A 21,616-nucleotide genomic window follows, 5' to 3' on the forward strand; every position below is an offset into this window, starting at 1 on the left:
CTCCCGAAGCGCAGGTCGTCGAAGCGCTGCGTGTCACGCTCATGGAGAACGAGCGGCTCGAGCGGGAGAACGCCAACATACGCCGTGGCCTGTCGGAGCCGATCGCGATCGTGGGGATGGCGTGCCGGTTGCCGGGTGGGGTGACCACGCCGGAGGAGCTGTGGGACCTGGTGGCCTCTGGTGGTGACGCGGTCGGTGGGTTTCCGGAGGACCGTGGGTGGGATCTGGAGAACCTCTTCGACCCGGATCCGGATCACCCGGGCACCAGCTATGTCCGCGAGGGTGGCTTTCTGCGTGATGCGGGGGAGTTCGACGCGGGTTTCTTCGGGATCTCGCCGCGTGAGGCGCTGGCGATGGATCCCCAGCAGCGCATCATGCTCGAGACCTCCTGGGAGGCGTTCGAGCGCGCCGGGATCGACCCGACGGCGCTGCGCGGCAAGGACATCGGCGTCTTCTCCGGGGTGACGTATCACAGCTACGGCTCCGGAGCGCGGGTCCCCGAGGAGCTCGAGGCGGTCATGGGCACGGGCACCTCGGCGAGCGTCCTGTCGGGGCGGGTGTCCTATGCGCTGGGCTTCGAGGGTCCGTCGGTCGCGGTGGACACGGCGTGTTCCTCGTCGCTGGTGGCCTTGCATCTGGCCGTACAGGCACTGCGGTTGGGCGAGTGCTCGATGGCGCTGGCCGGAGGGGTGACCGTCATGGCCAACCCCGGTATCTTCGTCGGCTTCTCGCGTCAGCGCGGGTTGTCCAAGGACGGCCGTTGCAGGGCGTTCGCGGCCGCGGCGGACGGCACCGGCTTCTCCGAGGGCGCGGGTGTGCTGCTGGTGGAGCGGTTGTCGGATGCGGAGCGTCTTGGTCATCGGGTGTTGGCGGTGGTGCGGGGCAGTGCGGTGAATCAGGATGGTGCGTCAAATGGGTTGACGGCGCCGAATGGTCCGTCGCAGCAGCGTGTCATCCGGCAGGCGTTGAGCAGCGCCGGGCTGGTGGCGGCGGACGTGGACGCGGTCGAGGCCCATGGGACGGGCACGGCCCTGGGCGACCCCATCGAGGCGCAGGCGCTCTTGGACACGTATGGCCAGGATCGGCCTGAGGGGCGTCCGTTGTGGTTGGGGTCGTTGAAGTCGAATATTGGTCATGCGCAGGCGGCTGCGGGTGTGGCTGGTGTGATCAAGATGGTGTTGGCGTTGCGGCGTGGGGTGTTGCCGAGGACGTTGCATGTGGATGAGCGGTCGGCGCAGGTGGATTGGTCGGCGGGTGCGGTGGAGCTGCTGGCCGAGGAGCGGGCGTGGCCGGAGGTGGGGCGTCCGCGGCGGGCCGGGGTGTCGGGGTTTGGTGTCAGTGGGACGAACGCGCATGTGATTTTGGAGCAGGCTCCGGAGGTGGCCACTGAGGTGGCGCCGGTGATGGAGGTGCCGGGTGGTGTGGTGCCGTTGGTGGTGTCGGGGCGTGGTGGTGCGGGGTTGCGGGGGCAGGCGCGGCGGTTGGTGGAGTACGTGCGGGCGCATCCGGACGTGAGTGTTGGGGAGTTGGGTGCGGGGCTGGCCGTTGGCCGCGCGGCGTTGTCCGATCGTGCGGTGGTGGTGGCGGGGGATCGGGTTGAGGCGTTGGCGGGGCTGGCGGCGGTTGCGGAGGGCAGCGGGGCGGGAAAGGCGGATGTCCGGGGTCGGGTGGCGTTTGTTTTCCCTGGTCAGGGGGCGCAGTGGGTGGGTATGGGTGCGGAGTTGCTGGAGTCGTGTGGAGTGTTCGCGGAGGGGTTGCGGGAGTGTGCGGGGGTGTTGGACCCGCTGACCGGGTGGTCGCTGGTGGATGTGGTGCGGGGTGTGGGGGGTGGGGTGTCGTTGGATCGGGTGGATGTGGTGCAGCCGGTGTCGTTTGCGGTGATGGTGGCGTTGGCGCGGGTGTGGCGGTGGTTTGGGGTGGAGCCTGCGGCGGTGGTGGGTCATTCGCAGGGGGAGATTGCGGCGGCGTGTGTGGCGGGTGGGTTGTCGTTGGAGGATGCGGCGCGGGTGGTGGTGTTGCGGAGTCGAGCGATCGCGGCGGGATTGTCGGGTCGTGGGGGGATGGTGTCGCTGGCAGTGGGGGTGGAGAAGGCGGAGTCGCTGGTGTCCCGTTGGTCGGGGCGGGTGGAGGTGGCGGCGGTGAATGGGCCGTCGTCGGTGGTGGTGGCCGGTGAGGTGGAGGCCCTGCGGGAGCTGGTGGACGAGTGCAAGGGGGAGGAGATGCGCGCGCGGTGGGTCGATGTCGATTACGCCTCGCATACAGCGCAGGTGGAGGCGGTGGAGGAGGAGCTTGCCCTGTCGTTGTCGCAGGTCCGGCCGGTGTCGTCCCGTATCCCGTTCTTCTCCACGGTGGAGGCGGGGTGGCTGGACACGGCGGAGCTGGACACGGGGTATTGGTATCGGAATCTGCGGAGCTCGGTGCGGTTCGCGCCGTCGATTGACCAGTTGCTTGAGGAAGGCTTTGCGGCGTTTGTTGAGGTGAGCGCGCATCCGGTGCTGACGATGAGCATCGAGGCGGCAGCGGAGCAGGCGGATGCCGGACCGGTCGTGGTGACGGGGACGCTCCGCCGGGACGAGGGTGGCATGCGTCGCGTGCTCACGTCCCTGAGTGAGGCGTATGTGCGGGGTGTCCGCGTCGACTGGACCGCGCTGCTCGGCGACATCCCGGCGCATGCCGCGCTGGAGCTCCCCACCTATGCCTTCCAACACCAGCACTACTGGCTCAAGAGCGCCGCTCCTGCCGATGCGGGGTCCATCGACGATCAGCTCCCGGGCATGGCCGAACTGCCCGCCGAGACAGGTATGTTGATCACTCGCCTTCTCGGGGAGTCCGCGCCGGAACAGGAACGCATCCTGCTGGAGACCGTCCGCCAGGAGACCGCAAGCGTCTTGGGGCACCCCTCACTGGATGCCATCGAACCGGACATGGTGTTCAACCAGATCGGGTTCGACTCGGCCACCGCCGTGCAGTTGCGCAACCGCCTGAACGCACTCACCGACCGGACTCTGCCGACCACTCTGCTCTTCGACTACCCCACGCCCCTGATTCTCGCCGCCTTCCTCCGTGACGAGCTCATCGGGGACACGGCGGCCCCGGAGGAGGTACCGGGCCCGCCATCAGCGCTCGCGGCCGTGTCGACTGAGCCGGTGGCGATCGTGGGCATGGCGTGTCGGCTGCCGGGTGGAGTCTCCACTCCGGAAGAGCTGTGGGACCTGGTGATTCATGGGCGGGACGGGGTCAGCGACTTCCCGGTGAACCGTGGCTGGGATCTGGAGAATCTGTTCCACCCGGACCCGGACCACCCCGGCACCAGCTATGCGCACCAAGGCGGGTTTCTGCACGATGCCGGGGAATTCGATGCGGGCTTCTTCGGGATCTCGCCGCGTGAGGCGCTGGCCGTGGACCCCCAACAGCGTCTGATGCTGGAGACCTCGTGGGAAGCGCTGGAACGCGCCGGGATCGACCCGACCACCCTGCGGGGCAAGGACGTGGGTGTCTTCTCCGGGGTGACGTACCACAACTACGGGTCGGGTGTGGAGCCGGTTCCCGCCGAGCTCGAGGGCATGCTGGGGCTCGGCGCCTCGGCGAGCGTGCTGTCAGGGAGGGTGTCCTATGCGCTGGGCTTCGAGGGGCCCTCGGTCGCGGTGGACACTGCATGCTCCTCGTCCCTGGTGGCGTTGCATCTGGCGGCGCAGGCGCTGCGAGCGGGTGAGTGTTCGATCGCACTGGCCGGCGGTGTCACGGTGATGCCGACTCCCGGCATCTTCATCGCCTTCTCGCGCCAGCGCGGGATGTCGGTCGACGGCCGGTGCAAGTCCTTCGCCGCCTCGGCCGACGGTACGGGCTGGGCCGAGGGTGTGGGTGTGCTGGCGCTGGAGCGACTGTCGGACGCGGAGCGGAACGGCCACCAAGTGCTGGCGGTGGTGCGGGGAAGCGCGGTGAACCAGGACGGTGCGTCGAACGGTCTGACGGCGCCGAACGGACCGTCACAGCAGCGCGTCATCCGCCAGGCGCTGGCCGGCGCGGGTGTGTCGGCCGCCGAGGTGGATGTGATCGAGGCGCATGGCACCGGCACGGCGCTGGGTGATCCGATCGAGGCGCAGGCGGTGTTGGCCACGTACGGTCAGGATCGTGAGCGGCCGCTGCTGATGGGGTCGTTGAAATCGAATATTGGTCATGCGCAGGCGGCCGCGGGTGTGGCTGGTGTGATCAAGATGGTGTTGGCGCTGCGGCATGGCATCGCCCCTCGAACGTTGCATGTGGATGAGCCGACGCCGCAGGTGGATTGGTCGGCGGGTGCGGTGGAGCTGCTGACCGAAGAGCGGGTGTGGCCGGAGGTGGGGCGTCCGCGTCGGGCCGGGGTGTCCGCGTTCGGAGTCAGTGGCACCAACGCCCACGTCATCCTGGAACAGGCGGCTCCGACGGCGACCGAGCCGGCCGATCCGGTGATGTCCTGGCCGAAGGGTGTCCCGGTACCACTGGTGGTGTCCGGTCGAGGCGCCGCAGGGCTCGCCGCCCAGGCGCGACGGCTACGGTCCTTTGTCGCGGCTGAGCCGCAGCTCGACGTGAGTGAACTCGGCTTCGCGTTGGGTTGTGGTCGGGCGGCGTTGTCGGATCGTGCGGTGGTGGTGGCGGGGGATCGGGCGGAGGCGTTGGCGGGGTTGGGTGCGGTGGTGCGGGGTGAGTCGTCTGCGGGTGTGGTGTCGGGTGCGGTGGTGCGTGGTCGGTTGGGGGTGTTGTTCGCTGGTCAGGGGTGTCAGCGGGTGGGGATGGGGCGTGGGTTGTATGAGGTGTTCCCCGTGTTCCGGGAGGCTTTTGATGTGGTGTGTGAGGCGTTGGACCGGGAGTTGGGTGCGGGTGGTGTGTCGGGTTCGGTGCGGGAGGTGGTGTTCGGGGATGGGGAGCTGTTGGAGCGGACGGTGTTTGCTCAGGCGGGGTTGTTTGCGGTGGAGGTGGGGTTGTTCCGGTTGGTGGAGTCGTGGGGTGTGGTGGTGGATGTGGTGGGTGGGCATTCGGTGGGTGAGGTGGCGGCGGCGTATGTGGCGGGTGTGGTGTCGTTGGCGGATGCGGCGGTGTTGGTGGCGGCGCGGGGTCGGTTGATGGAGGCGCTGCCGGAGGGCGGTGCGATGGTGGCGGTGGGCGCGGGTGAGGAGGAGGTGCGGCCGCTGCTGGTGGCAGGGGTGGACATAGCGGCAGTGAACGGGCCTGCGGCCGTGGTCCTTTCCGGCGATGAGGAGCCGGTGTTGCGGGTGGCGGAAAAGCTATCGGCGCGGGGGTGTCGGACGAGGCGGCTGGCGGTTTCGCATGCGTTCCACTCGGCCCATATGGAGCCGATGCTGGAGGAGTTCCGGGCAGCGATCGCTGATCTGTCGTTCTCAGCGCCGGTGATCTCCTTGGTGTCGAACGTGACGGGTGCGTTGGCGGATGCGGAGACGGTGTGCTCGCCGGAGTACTGGGTGGAACATGTGCGTTCGGCCGTGCGGTTCTCGGATGGAGTGCGAGCACTCGCCGACTACGGAGTGAGCGCGTATCTGGAGCTCGCGCCGGACGCGGTGTTGTCCGCGATGGTCGGTGACTGTCTGCCGGAGGAGTCGGCGGCCGCGGAGTCCGTGGTGGTGCCGTCCCTGCGGCGGGAGGGCGATGAGGTCCGTGCGCTGTTGTCCGCCGCCGCCCAACTCCATGTGGCAGGCGTACGCATCGACTTCGGTGCCCTGTTCGGTGCGACGGCTCTGCCCTCCCATATTTCGGAGCTGCCGACGTATGCGTTCCAGCGGGAGCATTACTGGTTGGTCGGGGACGGCCGCGGGGTCGGTGATGTGGCGTCTGCCGGGTTGACGGGCGTCGGCCATCCACTATTGGGCGCCGTGACGGAGGTGCCGGGTTCGGGCGAGGTGTTGTTCACGTCGCGGTTGTCGTTGGGGTCGCATGGGTGGCTGGCTGATCATGTGGCCGCGGGTGCGGTGTTGTTGCCGGGTGCGGCGTTTGTGGAGTTGGTGGTGCGGGCCGGGGATGAGGTCGGGTGTGGTGGGGTGGAGGAGTTGGTGATGGAGGCTCCGCTGGTGTTGGCGGAGGGTGGGGCGGTGCAGGTGCGGGTGAGTGTGGGGGAGGTCGATGAGGGTGGTCGGCGTGGGGTGCGGGTGTATTCACGGGCGGAGGACGCTGGCGTAGGCGCTGCGTGGGTGCGGCATGCCACCGGGACGGTGCGTCCTGCGGAGGGGATCTCCGTCCCCGACGCGGGGCTGTCGGTGTGGCCTCCGGTGGGTGCGGTGGCGGTGGATCGGGCAGAGGTGGAGGGCCTGTACGACGGTCTGGAACAGGTGGGCTATCGGTATGGGCCGGTGTTTCAGGGGGTGCGGGCGGCGTGGCGGTCGGATGGTGCGGTGTATGCGGAGGTGGCGCTGCCGGAGGAGCACCGGGTCCGGGCGGCGGGGTTCGGACTGCATCCCGCACTCCTCGACGCGGCCATGCACACCATCGCCTTCCACGACCGTGACGAAGCCGATGCGGAACTTGTACTCCCGTTCGCCTATCGAGAGGTGGCGCTGCATACCTCCGGGGCCTCGTCACTGCGCGTACGCGTCACACCGGCCGGCCCGAACACCATGACCCTCGATCTGGCCGATGAGTCCGGTACCCCGGTGGCTTCGGTGGGTTCGGTGGTGTCCCGTCCGGTCAGCCCCGAGCAGTTCGGCACGGCGGCGACGGCGGACCGGATGTTCCGCGTCGCCTGGGAAGAACTGCCGGTTCGGCCGGGCGGCACGACCGTGGAACCCGTAACGGTGGTCGACGCCGAGGACATACACTGCCTGGCCACCACGTCGGAGGCTTCGCCACCAGACGTACTGGTGCTGGACCTCGGCGGCGGCGTCGGCGGTGGCGCAGGCAGTGGCACCGGCGATGGTACGGCCGATGTGCGGGAGCTGACCGGGCGGGCGCTGCGGGTCGTACAGGCGTGGCTGGCCGAGCCCTCGTTGGCGTCCAGCCGGCTGGTCGTGGTGACCCGCGGTGGCGTCGCCGTCCGGGAGGCCGATACGGCCGATCCGGCGGTGGCCGCGGTGTGGGGCCTGATGGGGTCCGCACAAGCGGAGAACCCCGGGCGGATCCTTCTCCTCGACATCGATCAAGAGACGATCCCCGTCGCGTTCCTGCCCGCGATGCTTGCCGGTGACCAGCACCAGTTGGCCTTACGCGAGGCCACCTGCTTCACCCGGCACCTCACCCGTGTCGTGGACGTGCCCGAGCCCGGAACGGGTGTTGTGGGCCCGGATGGGACGGTGTTGGTAACGGGTGGCACGGGCGCGCTGGGTGCGGTGGTGGCGCGGCATCTGGTGGCGGTGCATGGGGTGCGGAGCCTGGTGTTGGCGAGCCGGAACGGGCCTGGGGCCGCTGGCGCCGCCGAGCTGGAGGCGGAGCTGGTGAAGGCGGGTGCACGGGTACGCATCGTGGCGTGTGATGTGGCGGACCGCGACGCGGTGGCCGGGCTGCTTGATGTGATTCCGGAGGATGCCCCGTTGTCGGGGGTGGTGCATACGGCCGGTGTTCTGGACGACGGTGTGCTGACGGCATTGACCCCGGAGCGCATGGACGCCGTATTCCAGTCGAAGGTGGACGGGGCGCTCCATCTGCATGAGCTGACCCGGGGCCTGAATCTGCACCTGTCCGCCTTCGTCCTGTTCTCCTCCGCCGCCGGCACCCTGGGCAACGCGGGCCAGGGCAACTACGCCGCCGCCAACGCCTACCTCGACGCGCTCGCCCATCAGCGCCAGGCGCAGGGACTCCCCGCCGTCTCCCTGGCCTGGGGCATGTGGCAACAGGCCGCCGGAACGGGCATGACCGGCCGCCTCGGCGAGGCCGACCAGCGCCGGATGACACGCGGCGGTGTGGCCCCCTTGTCCCCGGCCGAGGGCATGGAACTCTTCGACGCCGCGCTGCGTACGGCCGAACCCACGGTGCTCCCCATCAAGCTGGACCTCGGCGCGCTCCGAACCCAGGCCGCCGACGGGGCGGTGCCACCGCTGCTGCGCACACTGGTGCCACCGGTCCGGCGAGCCGCTCGGGCCCCTGCGGACGAAGAACTGGTGACCGGCAGGCTGGCCGGGGCGGCGCCCGAGGAGCAGGAGCGGATTCTCCTCGACATGGTTCAGCAGGAGGCCGCCCGGGTCCTGGGGCACTCGGCGGCCGCCACGCTCGACCCCGATGTGCTGTTCACCGAGATCGGCCTGGACTCCCTGATGGCGGTGGAACTCCGCGATCGCCTGGCCAAGCGCACCGCGCTGCGGCTGCCTCCCAGCTTTGTCTTCGACCATCCGACTCTCCGGATGCTGGCCCGTCAACTGCGGGAGGAGCTGGAGAAAGCCGATGCGGACGCTTCTCCCGGAGGCGCCCGGGAGTGAGTCCGACACACCCGCCCGGTTCAGCCGGACCCGCTGCGAAAGGGATCGCACATGTTCAGCACGGACACCTACCTGGCGCATCTGGGGTTTTCCCAGCCGCCCGCCCCCACCCTGCCGAACCTGCGGCAGTTGCACCGCAGCCATCTGATGGCGGTCCCCTACGACACCAACCACACGCACCGCCTGAGCGCGGAGAACATGGCCGACATCGATATCGACAAGGCATTCGAGGCCATCGTGCCGACCGGCGCCGGGGGCATGTGCCTGGAGCTGAACACCCTGTTCGCCCGGCTGCTCCGCGAGCTGGGCTATGACCTGGACGTCATCAGCGGTGGCACGTATCTGCCCGGTGACATCTTCGCCCCCGACCCCGAGCACATGCTGATGCTCGTCCGTATCGAGGGGCAGGAGTGGCTGGCCGACGTGGGGCACGCCGGTCTCTGCTTCATCGAGCCGCTGCGCCTGTCGGAGGAGGAGGTGCAGTGGCAGTACGGCTGCGCGTTCCGGCTGATCCGGCGGGACGGCTATCTCGTACTGCAGGCCAAGACCCTGGACCACGACTGGCGCACCACCTACCGGTTCACCACCGAGCCCCGGACGTATGACGCCTGGGCCGGGGTCGGTGAGGGCAACGGCCCGGCCATCCTGGCGGCGATGCGCCGGCGCCGGCGCGTCATCGACAAGGGGCAGGTCTTCTTCACCAACAACATGTTCACGATCGTGGAGGACGGCCATGAGAAGGTCACCCTCCTCGTCGATCCGGAACAGCGCGCCCAGGTGCTCGACACGTACTGGGACGGTCGCGACTGACGACCGAGCCGGTGCCGCCATCCCCGTCCCGGCCCGTGGCCGACGACCAGCAGATGAGAGTGATGCGCCATGAAATTCGGTTTGCTGTACGGGGCGCAGCTGCCCCGCCCCTGGACCCAGAACTCCGAACACCGCCTGTTCAACGACATGTTGGACGAGATCGAGCTGGCCGACCGGCTCGGCTTCGACCATGTGTGGTGTCCTGAACACCACTTCCTGGAGGAGTACTCGCACATGTCCGCGCCCGAGGTGTTCCTCGGCGCGGTCAGCCAGCGCACCAGCCGCATCCGCATCGGCCACGCGGTCGCTCTGATGCCGCCGAGGTTCAATCCGACGGCCCGGGTCGCCGAGCGGATCGCCACGCTGGACCTTCTCTCCGACGGGCGGGTGGATTTCGGCACGGGCGAGTCCACCACCCCCACCGAGCTGGGCGGGTTCGGCGTGGAGCGCTCCGACAAACGGGACCAGTGGGCGGAGGCGGTGGACGCCGTCGCCCGGATGTTCGTCGAGGAGCCCTTCGCCGGATGCGAGGGCAAGTACGTTTCCGCTCCGGTCCGCAATGTGCTGCCCAAGCCCCGGCAGAAGCCACATCCGCCGATGTGGATGGCCTGCGGAAACCGGGACGCGATCCGCATCGCGGCCGCCAAGGGGCTCGGCGCGCTGAACTTCTCCTTCTTCGGACCGGCCGAGACCAAGACATGGGTCGACGCCTACTACTCGGGCATCGAGTCGGCGGACTGCGTACCCGCGGGGTTCGCGGTCAACGCGCAGATCGCCGCGACCATTCCGATGTTCTGCCACCAGGACGAGACCACGGCGGTGGAACGCTCCGTCGACGGCGTGCAGTTCTTCAACTTCGGCCTCGGCTTCTACGCGGGCTTCGGCACCGCTGCACCGGGCCGCACCCGGCTGTGGGAGGAGTTCCAGCGCGACCGCGACAAGCGTGGCATGGGCCGCTCCTCCTTCGGCAAGCCCGGTATGCCGCTGGGCAATCCGGCCCGGGGCGCGGTGGGCACTCCGCGCCAGATACGCGACTTCCTGCGGCTGCACGAGGAGGCCGGACTGGACCAGGCGATCTTCCTCGTCCAGGGCGGTGGCACCCGGCACGAGCACATCTGCGAGTCGCTGGAGCTCTTCGCCAACGAGGTGATGCCCGAGTTCAAGGAGCGCGATGAGACCGCCGAACGGCTGAAGGCGGCCCGGCTCCGGCCCGCCATCGATGCCGCCATGGCCCGGCGCGAGCCGCCACGGACGGCCGACCCCGACTACATCATCCCCGCCCGTAGCCAGAGCTGACACCCCCAGGCTGAAACCCACAGGCCGACACCAGGCTGACACCCACAGGCTGACACCCACAGGCCGACACCCACAGAAGGAGCACGCGATACCGCCATGGCTGACACCTCCGAAGAAGAACTTCGCATCCTCGACCCGAAGACCGTCGCGGACGAACTGCGCAAGCACGGTCCGCCGCGGCAGATCACGATGCACGGCACCACGGCGTGGCTCGTCTCCCGGTACGACGAGGTCAGGGACTGTCTCGGACACCCCGGCATGAGCCCGGCCGCCGCCTACGCCGCCTCTCAGGGCCAGACCACTCCGGTGAGCGGGCTGTTCGAGGACACGCTGCCCGGCACCAATCCGCCCCAGCACACCCGGCTGCGCAGGCTGCTGGCCAAGGCGTTCACGACCCGCAGGGTGGAGAGCCTGCGGCCGCGGGTGCAGGAGATCACCGACACCCTGCTGGACCGGATCGCCGTCGACGGCCGGGCCGATCTCGTCACCGCGCTGGCCATCCCGCTGCCCATGCAGGTGATCTGTGAACTCCTCGGCGTGCCCATCGCCGACCGCACCGAATTCCACCAGTGGGCCGACCTGATGCTCACGCCCCCACTGGACCCGGACACCGCCGCACGCTCCCAGGACGCCGCCACCAAGCTGTGGACGTACATGGAGGATCTCGCCGAGGCCAGGCGGAAGGCCCCGGAGGACGATCTGATCAGCGATCTGATGTCCGCACACGAGGACGACCGGCTCAGCCACCGCGAAGTGGTCGCCACCGCACGGATGATGCTGATCGCCGGATACGAGCTGACCGGCAGCTTCATCAGCAACGCGGTCTTGTCCCTGCTGTCCCGGCCGGACCAGCTGGAGCTGCTGCGCAAGGACCCCGAACTGGCCGGGCGCGGCGGCCTGGAGGAGCTGCTCCGGCACGCAGGGCCGGGCATCCTCGTCGTGCGCTTCGCCAACGAGGATGTGGAGATCGGCCCCGTACGGATCCGGGCCGGCGACCAGGTGCTGCTGGACATGGACGCCGCACACTCCGACCCGGCACACTTCACCGACGGCGAGCGGCTGGACCTGACGAGGGACTCCGGTATGCATCTCCAGTTCGGCCACGGCATCCACTACTGCATCGGTGCGCCACTGGCCAGGGTGGAGGGGCAGATCGCCCTGGAGAGTCTGGTCCGGCGGTTCCCCGGCCTTCGGCTGGGCGTTCCCGCCTCCGAGATCAGCCACAGCAAGAACCCGTTCATCCGCTCGCTGACCGCGCTCCCCGTCGAGTTCGAGGCTCAGCGTCCCGCGGGGTGATCGCTGGACGACACCGGATCGGCCAGGCCGGTGACCCGCATCGTGATGTTCAGCCGTCCGGACCGCAGTCCGGTGGCCGGGTCGCCGGTTCCGGGCAGGATCTTGGGGACGGCATGGTAGGCGTAGCGGGAGGGGCCTCCGAAGACGAACAGATCCCCGGAGCCGAGTTCGAGGTCGGTGTACGGCCTGGTACGGGTCTCGGTGTTGCCGAAGCGGAAGACGCAGCTGTCGCCGATGGTGAGCGAGACCACCGGGGCGGATGACCTCTCGTCCTTGTCCTGGTGCATGCCGAGTTTCGCAGGGGCGTCGTAGAAGTTGATGAGCGCGGTGTCGGGGGTGTAGTCCTCACCGGACGTCGCGTCGTCGTAAGCGTCGGCCAGGGCACGACGGCCCAACTCGACCATCCAGTCCGGAAATTCGGCGACCCGGGCGCCGTTCACATCGTCGGCCGTGCGGGTGTACGCATAGGGCTGCCAGTGCCAGCCGATGCACACCGTCCGCACCGACATGACGCCCCCGCGCGGCAGCTTGGTGTGCCGGATCGGGACCGGGCCGGTGGCCCAGCCACGGCAGGCGATGACCAGCTCCCGCTGCTGTTCGAGGGTGAGCCAGCCCGGCACATGGACGGCGCCGGGGGCCACCTCGAGGCGTGGGCGGGGGATCAGGGCGTTCATACGGGGTTCTCCGCGGGCGGGTTGGCGATGTCGGGCCGCGACGTGGGGTCGGTGGTGCCGGGCCGCGATATGGGGCGGTGCTGCCGGGCGGCGCTGTGAGGCGGTGGGTTCGGCCGCGAAGTCGGCGGCGGCGGTGTTCCGGTCGTGGCGTCAGGCCGCGTCGTGGAAGACCAGGCCCAGTGCGTGGCGGCGCCCGGAGCGCACCGTGCTGACCCCGTGCCGCATGACTCCGGCCGACCAGCCGCGCTTGGTGGCCACGGGCCGGTCACGGGTGGTGAAGATCAGCCCATGGCCTTGCTGAAGGACGGCCGTGGTGCCCCGGGACTGGGCCCGGGGCCGCTGCTCGACCAGCAGGAACTCCCCGCCCGTGTAGTCCGTGCCGTACGCGTCCAACCCGATCACCACCTGAAGCGGAAAGAGCATGTCGCCGAACACGTCCCGGTGCAGGGCGTTCCAGTCGCCGGGGCCGTAGCGCAGCAGGATCTGCGCGGAGCGGTCCTGTCCTGCCTCATGGCACATGGCCAGCCACTTCTCCAGGCTGTCCGGCCAGGGCGCCGGGCGGCCGAGCCGCTCCGCCCAGTCACGGGCGATGGTCAGCAGCCGCGGGTAGAGCGCGGCGCGCAACTCGGCGACCGGTTCGGGCAGGTCATGGGTGAAGTAGCGGTACTGACCGGAGCCGAAGCGGTGGCGGGCCATGTCGATCGTGCTCCTGAACCGCTCCTCCCGCTCATAGAGCCCGGCGATCCGGGCGCACTGGGCGGGGGTCAGCAGCCGTGGGGTGAGCGCGCACCCGTGGGTGTCCAGCTCTTCGGCCAGCTGTGTCCAGTCGGCCGCGGCCACGCGCTGGTGGAGACGTGTGGTGTCGGTCGTGGTGCTCATCGGTGTTTCTCCGGGATCGTGCTCGTCGGTGTTCTCCGGGATCGTGCTCAACGGTGTTCTCCGCGATCCGGGAAGGGCGCGGTGCGGGCCTCGACCGGTGGGTGCGAGGCCCGTGCTCACAGGGTCTGGAGGGCGCCTTCGTGGACGAGGAGTCGCTGCTTGCGCTCCAGCCCGCCCGCGTAGCCGGTCAGTGCGCCGGTGGCGCCGATGACACGGTGGCAGGGCCGTACGACCAGCAGCGGATTGCGGCCGATCGCGGTGCCGACGGAGCGAACCGCCGTGCGCGGGGCGCCGATCTGCCGGGCGATGTCGCCGTAGCTGACCGTCGTGCCGTACGGAATGGTCTCCAGCGCCTGCCACACCCTGCGCTGGAAGTCCGTACCGCCCTCGACGCACTGGATGTCGAACCGGATGCGCTTGCCGTCGAAGTACGCGCGCAGCTGGGAGATGATCTCGGTGAATGCCTCGGCGTCCTCGCTCCAGCCGTCCTGGACGACGGCCCCGCCCTTCTGGCCGGGCACGGACAGGGAGACCAGCGCGGTGCCCCCGGGCGCGGTGGCGGACTTCTCGCCCACCAGCAGCAGCTCGCCGAGCGGGCTGTCGATCGTCGTGTGGACCGTCATGGCTGTGGTCCCTCTCTTCTTCTTCTCGCTGTTCTGTCGTGCGCTGCTCCCAGCATGCGGCTTTCGGAAGCGGAAAGCTGGCGGGATTCGGACATGGTGTTTCCGGCGCCGAGTACCGGGGCCCGAAGCGCGCGACTTCCCTGCGTCAGCGGCCGTCCAGGGCCGTCTCGGCCCAGATGACCTTGCCATACGAGGTGTAGCGGGTGCCCCAGCGCCGGGCGAACTGGGCGACGAGGAACAGTCCGCGCCCGCCCTCGTCGGTGGTCGCGGCCCGCCGCAGATGGGGCGAGGTGCTGCTGCCGTCGGAGACCTCGCAGATCAGGTCCCGGCCGCGCAGCAGCCGTATACGCACGGGAGGGGTGCCGTACCGCAGGGCATTGGTGATCAGTTCGCTGATGACCAGCTCGGCCGTGTACACGGCGTCCTCCAGACCCCACGCCCGTAGTGTCCCTGCGCAGGTGGCGCGGATCGGCGCGACCGCCGCCGGGTCGAACGGAACATCCCACTCGGCCACGTTCCTGGGGTCCAGCAGGCGGGTGCGGGCCACCAGCAGTGCGACATCATCGCCCGGACGGGCCGGAAGGACGGTGTCGAACAGGCTGCGGCAGGTCTCGTCCGGACCGAGGTCCGGCTCGGCCTCGAGGGTGCGGCGCAGCAGCTCCAGGCCGGTGCCGGCGGTTTGGCCGGGGCCTTGGAGGAGACCGCTGGTGTACAGCACCAGGCGGCTCGCGGCGGGCAGCGAGAGGCCGATCGCCTCGAAGGGCTCTCCGCCCTGGCCCAGGGGCGGGGAGGCGGGCATCGCGGGGATGTCCACGGTGCCGTCCGGGCGGGTCAGGACGATGCCCGGATCGCCGGCCCGGGCCATGGTGCACCGGCCCGACACCGAGTCGTGGATCGCGTACAGACACCCGGCGCCGGTGATCCGGCCGCCGTGCGCGTCGGCGTCATGCTCCAGGTCGAGACGGGTGACCAGCTCGTCCAGATGGGAGATGAGCTCGTCCGGGGACACGTCCAGGGCCGAGAAGTTCTGCACCGCGGTGCGCAGTCGGCCCATCGTGGCCGCGGCGTGCACACCCTGCCCGGGCACCTTCCCGGCGACCAGCGCGACCCGGGCGCCGGGGAGGGGGATCACATCGAACCAGCTTCCGCCCACCGCCCCCTGCGCGGGCAGATAGCGGGACGCCACCTCCACGGTGTCCTGATCGGGCAGTCCGCCGGGAAGGAGGGTGCGCTGCAGGGCGGCGACCATGGCGTGTTCGTGGGTGTAGCGGCGGGCGTTGTCGACGCATACGGCGGTGCGCACGGCCAGCTCCCCGGCGATCGCCAGATCCGCTTCGTCGAACGGCTCGCCGCGCCGTGTCCGCCAGAAGGTGGCCAGGCCGAGGGTGACGCCGCGGAACCGCAGCGGGACGGTGATCAGCGAGTGGACCCCGCGGTCGAGGAGGTGCCGGGCCTCGGCACCGTATCCGGCCGGCCACTCCGCGGTGCCGGTCGGATCGTCCTGGAGTACGGCAGTCCCAGCCTTTACGGCCCGGCTCTGCGGTGTGGCCGGTGCGTAGACGACCCGCTCGCCCACGCGGAACACGGGGGCTTCTGGCGGAACCCCGCCCACGGCGGTCCGGTGCGGTGCCAGGGGCTCGTACGGCGGCTCGGGCTCCTCGCCGCGCAGCACGGGCTCCAGCAGTTCGACGGTGACGATGTCGGCGAACCGGGGGACGGCCACGTCCACCAGCTGCTCGGCGGTGCCCGTCAGCTCCAGGGAGGAGCTGATCCGCACCCCGGCGTCGGACAGCAGCTTCAGTCGCTCGCGAGCCTCCTCGGCCCGGCTGGACAGCACCCGCAGCGCGGTGGTGTCCCTCAGCGTCACCACACTTCCGGCGGGGTCGCCCGCACGGTCCGTGGACCGGATATTGACCACCAGTAGCCGGTCCCCGCAGGGGTGCACCTCGTCCGTGACACGCCGTCCCGACGCCAGCAGCTCGGTCAGGTGCGGTTCCAGGCCGAGCTCGCCGATGTGCCGCCCCTCCGCGTCCGGAGTCAGTCGCAGCAGCTCCCGGGCCTCGTCATTGACCAGCAGCAGTCGCCCGTCCTCCGCCAGGACCAGCACCCCTTCGCGGACCGAATGCAACACCGCGTCATGGTGTTCGTACATCCGCCGCATTTCCACGGTGCCCAGGCCACGGGTCTGCCGCCGCACCCGCCCGCTCATCAGCGCCGTCCCGCCCGTGGCCAGGGCCAGCGCCCCGGCGCCACTGCCGAGCAGCAGCGGCAGCCGGTGGTCCACCGCGCTGTTCACGCTCTCCACCTTGACGCCGACCGACACGCCGCCGATGAAGGCCCCGTCGGCCCTGGTGACGGGGACCGCCGAGACGACGGACGGGCCCTGGCTGGCCCGGAAGGTCTCCGTGATCGTCTTTCCGCTCAGCTCGTCCCGCACCAGCCCGGCCGGTCCGACGATCCGCTTGCCGATCAAGGGCGTCTCGGGGTGGGTGAGGCGGATGCCATGCGTATTGAACACGACGACGCTGTCGACGCCGGAGCCCTTCCGCGCCGCCTCCGCATGGGACTCCAGCTGCGGCGTCGGTTTGTCGTCGCTGACGGCCCGCGCCATTCCGGGGGAGTGCGCGAGGGTCTCGGCCACCGCGAGGGATCGTCGGCGAGCGTCGAGTGTGCTGTGTTTATGGGCATCCGCCGCGACGGCCACCACCGCGGCGGTCACCAGAACCAGGGTCAGCAGAAGCTGCAGGACGAACGACTGCCCGGCGACGCTCCGCAGCCGCGACCAGGGTCCCAGCCGACTCCGGGTCGAACGAGCATATCCGCTCATAACGGCATTTATAACATCCTCCTCGTCCTGGGCGAGAAGGAGAGAGCGACATCGTTTTGATCGATCAATGTGCTGATCAAGGGCGGTTTTCGACGACTCGGGAAGGTGGGTTACGCGTCCGCCCGGACGCGGGCACAATGAGGCGGCTGGACCAACTGACGGCCCTTTCAAGGAGGTTCGGTGAGAACAGCACGCCGTACCAGGAGACGTGGTCGGCTGATCGCCGCGATGTCCGGTCTGTTCGCCACGGCAGCCCTCGCGACAGTCGGCACGAGTGCGGCCGCTTCCTCCGCGTCCACCGCCCCGTCCACGCCCCCGGCCACGTCCGCATCTGTGTCGACGGCCGTGTCCGCCGCCGCCTCCGCCGTGGAATCCCTGGATGTCCCGGGCACCGCCTGGAGCGTGGACGAGCGCACCGGAACGCTGCGTGTTCTCGTCGGCTCCACGGCCCGGGGAGCCGACCTGGCCAGGCTCGACCGCACCGCCGAGCGTTTCCGCGGCGCCGTCAGCGTCGAGCGGCTCGACGGTCCGCTGCGTACCCTTCTCTCGGGCGGCGACGGGATCTACTCCTCCATGGGGATCCGCTGCTCCGCGGGGGTCAATGTGCAGAGTGGCGCCGCGTATTACTTCATCACGGCCGGCCACTGCACCGATGGCAACCCCACGTGGTACGCCGACTCCGGTGCGACCACCCAGGTCGGCCCGACGACCGGCACCAGCTTCCCGGGCAATGACTACGGCGTCGTCCGGTACACCAACACGGCCGTTCCGCACCCCGGGACCGTGGGAACGGTCGATGTCACCGGGACCGCCACCGCCCACGTCGGCCAGCAGGTCTGCCGCCGGGGGGCCACGACCGGTGTCCGCTGCGGTCAGGTCACCGCGCTCAACGCGACCGTCAACTACGGCGGCGGTGACATCGTCTCCGGCCTGATCCAGACCAACATCTGCGCCGAGCCGGGCGACAGTGGCGGTCCGCTCTACGCGGGCGACAAGATCATCGGCATTCTCTCGGGCGGCTCCGGGAACTGCTCCTCCGGCGGCACCACCTTCTACCAGCCGATCCAGGAAGTGCTGAGCGCCTACGGCCTCACCGTCTACTGACACCCGCCCACCGGCCACCGCCTACCGGTGGCGGCCCGGTGGCGCGTCGTCGCCGGGCCGGGACCGCCCGCCAAAAGGTCCCGGCCCGGCGGCGGAGGCAGCCGGTGGCCCATGAAGAGCCGCCGTCACAGGCCGTGGCGGCGGTCGCCCAACACCGCTTCGCAGACCCGCGATTCCATCTCCGGCGAGAACGGCACCTCGCCGCGCACCCGGGCGGCGACGGCCCGGCGGGTCTCCTCGGCGATCAGATCCGCGTTGATCTGGGCCGCCGCGGCCGCGCCCGCCGCCGCGGCGGCACCGACCTGGGCGGACAGATCGGTGACATTGCCCGCGGCCCACACCCCGGGCACCTCGGTGCGGCCGGTCGCGTCGGACGGGATGTGCTCACCGGCACCACTCGGATGCTCCACCGCCCGCAGCCCGAGCGCCGACAGGAGGCCGGTGCGCGCCACCATCCGCGACGCGACGGCCAGTGCCTCGCGCTTGACCACGCCGCCGTCGGTCAGCCGCACGCCGACGAGGCGGTCATCGACGATCTCCAGGGATGCCACCTCGCCGTCCACCACACGGATGCCACGGGCGGCCAGCTGCTCCGCCTCCTCACCGGAGGGCGACGGCAGGGTGTGGGAGAAGAAGGTGACATCGTCGCTCCACTGACGGAACAGCAGCGCCTGGTGCACCGACAGCGGCCCGCTCCCCAGGACACCGATGGCCTGGTCGCGGATCTCCCAGCCGTGGCAGTACGGACAGTGCACCACATCCCGGCCCCACCGGGACCGCAGCCCCGCGACGTCAGGCAACTCGTCGACCAGCCCGGTGGCCAGCAACAATCGGCGCGCACGGACGCTCCGGCCGTCGGTCAGGGCCACCTGGAACCCGGCCTCCTCCCGGGTGACGGCGCCGACCTCGCCGGACACCACCTGACCGCCATAGCCGCGGACCTCGGCCCGGCCCCGCTCCACCAGCTCTCCCGGTCCGATCCCTTCCCGGGCCAGCAGCCCGTGCACCCCCGAGGCCGGAGCGTTGCGCGGGGCGCCCGCGTCGATCACCACCACCGACCGCCGTGCCCGGGTCAGCATCAGCGCCCCGCTCAGCCCCGCGGCGCCACCGCCGATCACCACCACGTCATAGGTGTTCTTCAGCTCATCGGTCACTTCGACCACCTCCACGGCCACCATGCGAACCCGTCCACCGTGAGCGCAAAGTTTGTTGCCGAGGCGGCAAAGCGAGGGTCAGTCGGCGGGGGCGGTGCCGCGCCGGCGGGCGATCTCGCCCGCGACGATGTCGACGGCCAGGAAGGCGGCCAGCGGAATGCCGAGGAGGGGCAGGTAGTAGCCGATCGCGGCGGTGGCCGCGGCCAGGGGGAGGAGGGCATACAGCGGCACCCGCCGCCACGCGCCGCGGGGGACCGGGCGCCCGAAGGCGGAGGCGCGGCCACGCTGCCACCACATGCGGTAGCCCCAGACGATCAGGAAGATCAGCGCGAGTGCGAGAGCGGCCAGGGCGATCTGGTTGACGAGGCCGAAGAGGTTTCCGGTGTGGAGGTCGATGCCCCAGCGGGTGAGCTTGGCGAGCACCGGGTAGTCGGCGAACCGCTGGACGTCGGTCACCTCGCCCGTGGCCGGGTCGATGGCCACCGAGTCCTGCTTCTCGGGCCAGCTGCGCTGGATCTGGCTGACGACATACGCACTGCCCGGCTCGGCGGGCGGGACGATCTCGACGGGGTTGTCCAGGTCCTGGGCGCGGGCGGCCTTCAGTACGGTGTCCAGACCCACATCGGTGTGCCCGGCAGCCTCGCCCGTACCGCCCATGTCCATGCCCGGCATGGAACCGGAGCCCATATGGTGTCCGGCGTGTTCGCCGCCGCCGACGGTGGCCGAGACGGTCGGGGTGGTCTGGCCGAGGGCGGTGCGCAGGTCCTCCACGTTGGCCCCCGCGTAGGTGGACCAGGTCAGGCCGGTGGCGGACAGGAACAGCAGCCCCAGTGCCACCCACAGCCCGACCGCGCCATGGAAGGACATGGTGCGCTTGCGGCCGGTGGCGGTGCGGTCGGCCAGCGCCACCGCCCGCAGTGTGCGCTTCTTACGGCGGCGGCTGAGCCAGAGCACCACACCGCCGAGGGCGATGACCCACAGCCAGCTGGCGGCGAGTTCGCTGTAGAGGCGTCCGGTCTGCCCGAGGTGCAGATCGCGGTGGAACTCATCGATCCAGGTGCGCAGCGGGAGGGCGCCGGTGGAGCCGTACTGCTCCAGCGCCCCGCGCACCTTCCCGGTGTACGGGTCGACGAACACCGCCAGTGTGTGCTCGGGATCGACGCCCTTGACGCCGGAGAGCAGCACCCGGGTGGTGGCGCCGTCCTCGGGGGAGGGCCGTACGGCACTGATCTCGCCCTCGGGGTGGGCCTTGCGCGCGGCCGCCACCTGCTCGGAGATCGGCAGTTCCCGGTCGCCGACCGGGACGCGCAGCTCATGGGCGTAGACCAGCTTCTCGGCCTGGAACGATCCGGCGTACAGCAGTCCGGTCGTGGCCGCGACCAGCAGGAACGGCGCGACCAGCACCCCCGCGTAGAAGTGCAGCCGCAGCACCAGCGGCCGCAGTCCCGCCCATACGGACCCGCCGGACCCGGACCCGGACCCGGACCCGTCGGAGGCGGACCCGGTTCCGGCGCCGCCGGATTCGGCGTCGGCGGGGGAGTGTGGCTTCCTGCCGGCGGCGTCATCCGGGGAATCGCCCGTGGCCGGGGCGAGCGGTTCAGCGGACATGGACGACTCCTGGTTCCGGGGCAAGGGCGGGGGCGGACGCATAGGGGGCCGCGCCGGTTGAGTTGTCGGCCGCACACCCAGTCGAGTTCCGGGCATTACTTGTGATCTGGGTCACATGGGGCCATTCGGGGATGGCCCCACGCCACGCTTGTCATCGGCGTGATGAAGATTGAGCCGTCGTCACGCACACCGGCGGCGGCTGGCACCATGGCTGCCATGTCCGCCGGGCCACCCTTCCGTCTCGCACGAGCCGCCGTCTTCGCGGCGGTGTGTGTCGTGGTGACCGCGCTCGGGCACACGCTGATGTCCGGTGACACCCTCCCGGTGTGGGCCGTGGCAGCCGCGTTCGCCGGGACGACGGCCGCCGCGTGGTGGGTCGCCGGACGCGAGCGCGGAGCGCTGGTCGTGACCGGTACGACGGTGGTCGCCCAACTCGGCCTGCACATGGCGTTCCGGTTCGCGGAGACGACCGTCGCTCCCGCCGCGGGCAGCGCCATGGGCGACGGGATGCCCGGTACGCGGGACATGGGCGCCACCCCGATGAGCGGCGGCGCCATGGGCTATATGCACCATGGCGCGGACGCGATGTCCGCCGCCGCGCCGTCGATGAGCCATTTGCCGTGGCCCTGGGCGGGTCCCGGCGGGGCGGGCATGGCCACGGCCCACCTGCTCGCCGCGCTGATCTGCGGACTGTGGCTGTGGCGCGGCGAGCGGGCGGCCTTCCGGCTCGGCCGCGCGCTCGCGGCCCTGCTGTTCGTCCCCCTCGCCCTCGCCCTGCGCGTCCTGGGCGCGGGCGCCACTCCGCTGCCCGCATGGCCCACCGCACCGGCCTTCGTCCGTCGGCCGCGCGAAGTTCTGCTACGGCACGTCATTCTCCGCAGAGGGCCACCAAGGCGGCTGGCCATCCGCTGAACCGCCCGTCCTTCCCCCGCCCCTGACCTGGGGTGAGCGT

General features: G+C 70.4%; 12 protein-coding genes. 6 read left to right on the forward strand and 6 right to left on the reverse strand.

The window, feature by feature from the left end; translation table 11 throughout:
• Nucleotides 1-26: 26 nt before the first annotated feature.
• The 4 genes from J8403_RS39455 (at nt 27) to J8403_RS39470 (ending at nt 11,795) form a co-directional block, all read left to right on the forward strand.
• Nucleotides 27-8,393, forward strand: a complete 8,367-nt coding sequence (locus J8403_RS39455; RefSeq protein ID WP_425519920.1) for a type I polyketide synthase — start codon at nt 27-29, stop codon at nt 8,391-8,393.
• Between the two features lie 51 nt (nt 8,394-8,444).
• Complete coding sequence (locus J8403_RS39460; protein WP_211127353.1) at nt 8,445-9,203, forward strand: arylamine N-acetyltransferase family protein; 759 nt, start codon at nt 8,445-8,447, stop codon at nt 9,201-9,203.
• Nucleotides 9,204-9,272: 69 nt separating this feature from the next.
• Nucleotides 9,273-10,499, forward strand: coding sequence for an LLM class flavin-dependent oxidoreductase (locus J8403_RS39465; RefSeq protein ID WP_211127354.1), 1,227 nt, complete (start codon nt 9,273-9,275; stop codon nt 10,497-10,499).
• A 96-nt stretch (nt 10,500-10,595) separates the two neighbouring features.
• Nucleotides 10,596-11,795, forward strand: coding sequence for a cytochrome P450 (locus tag J8403_RS39470; RefSeq protein ID WP_211127355.1), 1,200 nt, complete (start codon nt 10,596-10,598; stop codon nt 11,793-11,795).
• Here the strand turns inward: J8403_RS39470 and J8403_RS39475 are convergent.
• From J8403_RS39475 to J8403_RS39490, 4 genes are all read right to left on the reverse strand, one after another.
• Entirely contained in the window at nt 11,777-12,469 is a 693-nt protein-coding gene (locus tag J8403_RS39475) for an alpha-ketoglutarate-dependent dioxygenase AlkB family protein (RefSeq protein WP_211127356.1), read from the reverse strand. The genes J8403_RS39470 and J8403_RS39475 overlap by 19 nt on opposite strands.
• Before the next feature lie 150 nt (nt 12,470-12,619).
• Nucleotides 12,620-13,348 carry a 2OG-Fe(II) oxygenase gene (locus J8403_RS39480; RefSeq protein ID WP_211127357.1) on the reverse strand — a complete coding sequence of 243 codons (729 nt, stop codon included), beginning with the start codon at nt 13,346-13,348 and terminating at the stop codon, nt 12,620-12,622.
• 116 nt (nt 13,349-13,464) lie between these two features.
• Entirely contained in the window at nt 13,465-13,971 is a 507-nt protein-coding gene (locus J8403_RS39485) for a methylated-DNA--[protein]-cysteine S-methyltransferase (protein WP_211127358.1), read from the reverse strand.
• 145 nt (nt 13,972-14,116) lie between these two features.
• Entirely contained in the window at nt 14,117-16,798 is a 2,682-nt protein-coding gene (locus J8403_RS39490; RefSeq protein WP_211127359.1) for a SpoIIE family protein phosphatase, read from the reverse strand.
• A gap of 180 nt (nt 16,799-16,978) precedes the next feature.
• Between J8403_RS39490 and J8403_RS39495 the strand changes: the two genes are divergently transcribed.
• Entirely contained in the window at nt 16,979-17,902 is a 924-nt protein-coding gene (locus J8403_RS39495; protein ID WP_211127360.1) for a S1 family peptidase, read from the forward strand.
• A gap of 125 nt (nt 17,903-18,027) precedes the next feature.
• On the opposite strand, the gene J8403_RS39500 is transcribed toward J8403_RS39495, so the two are convergent.
• Complete coding sequence (locus J8403_RS39500) at nt 18,028-19,080, reverse strand: NAD(P)/FAD-dependent oxidoreductase (RefSeq protein WP_211127361.1); 1,053 nt, start codon at nt 19,078-19,080, stop codon at nt 18,028-18,030.
• A gap of 54 nt (nt 19,081-19,134) precedes the next feature.
• Entirely contained in the window at nt 19,135-20,664 is a 1,530-nt protein-coding gene (locus tag J8403_RS39505) for a PepSY-associated TM helix domain-containing protein (protein ID WP_211127362.1), read from the reverse strand.
• A 216-nt stretch (nt 20,665-20,880) separates the two neighbouring features.
• On the opposite strand from J8403_RS39505, the gene J8403_RS39510 reads away from it, so the two are divergent.
• Nucleotides 20,881-21,576: a hypothetical protein gene (locus tag J8403_RS39510; protein WP_211127363.1), complete on the forward strand. Its 696-nt coding sequence runs from the start codon at nt 20,881-20,883 to the stop codon at nt 21,574-21,576.
• Nucleotides 21,577-21,616: the final 40 nt, after the last annotated feature.

Origin of the sequence: Streptomyces yatensis, assembly GCF_018069625.1 — a bacterium.
In the GTDB taxonomy this organism is placed as follows: domain Bacteria; phylum Actinomycetota; class Actinomycetes; order Streptomycetales; family Streptomycetaceae; genus Streptomyces; species Streptomyces yatensis.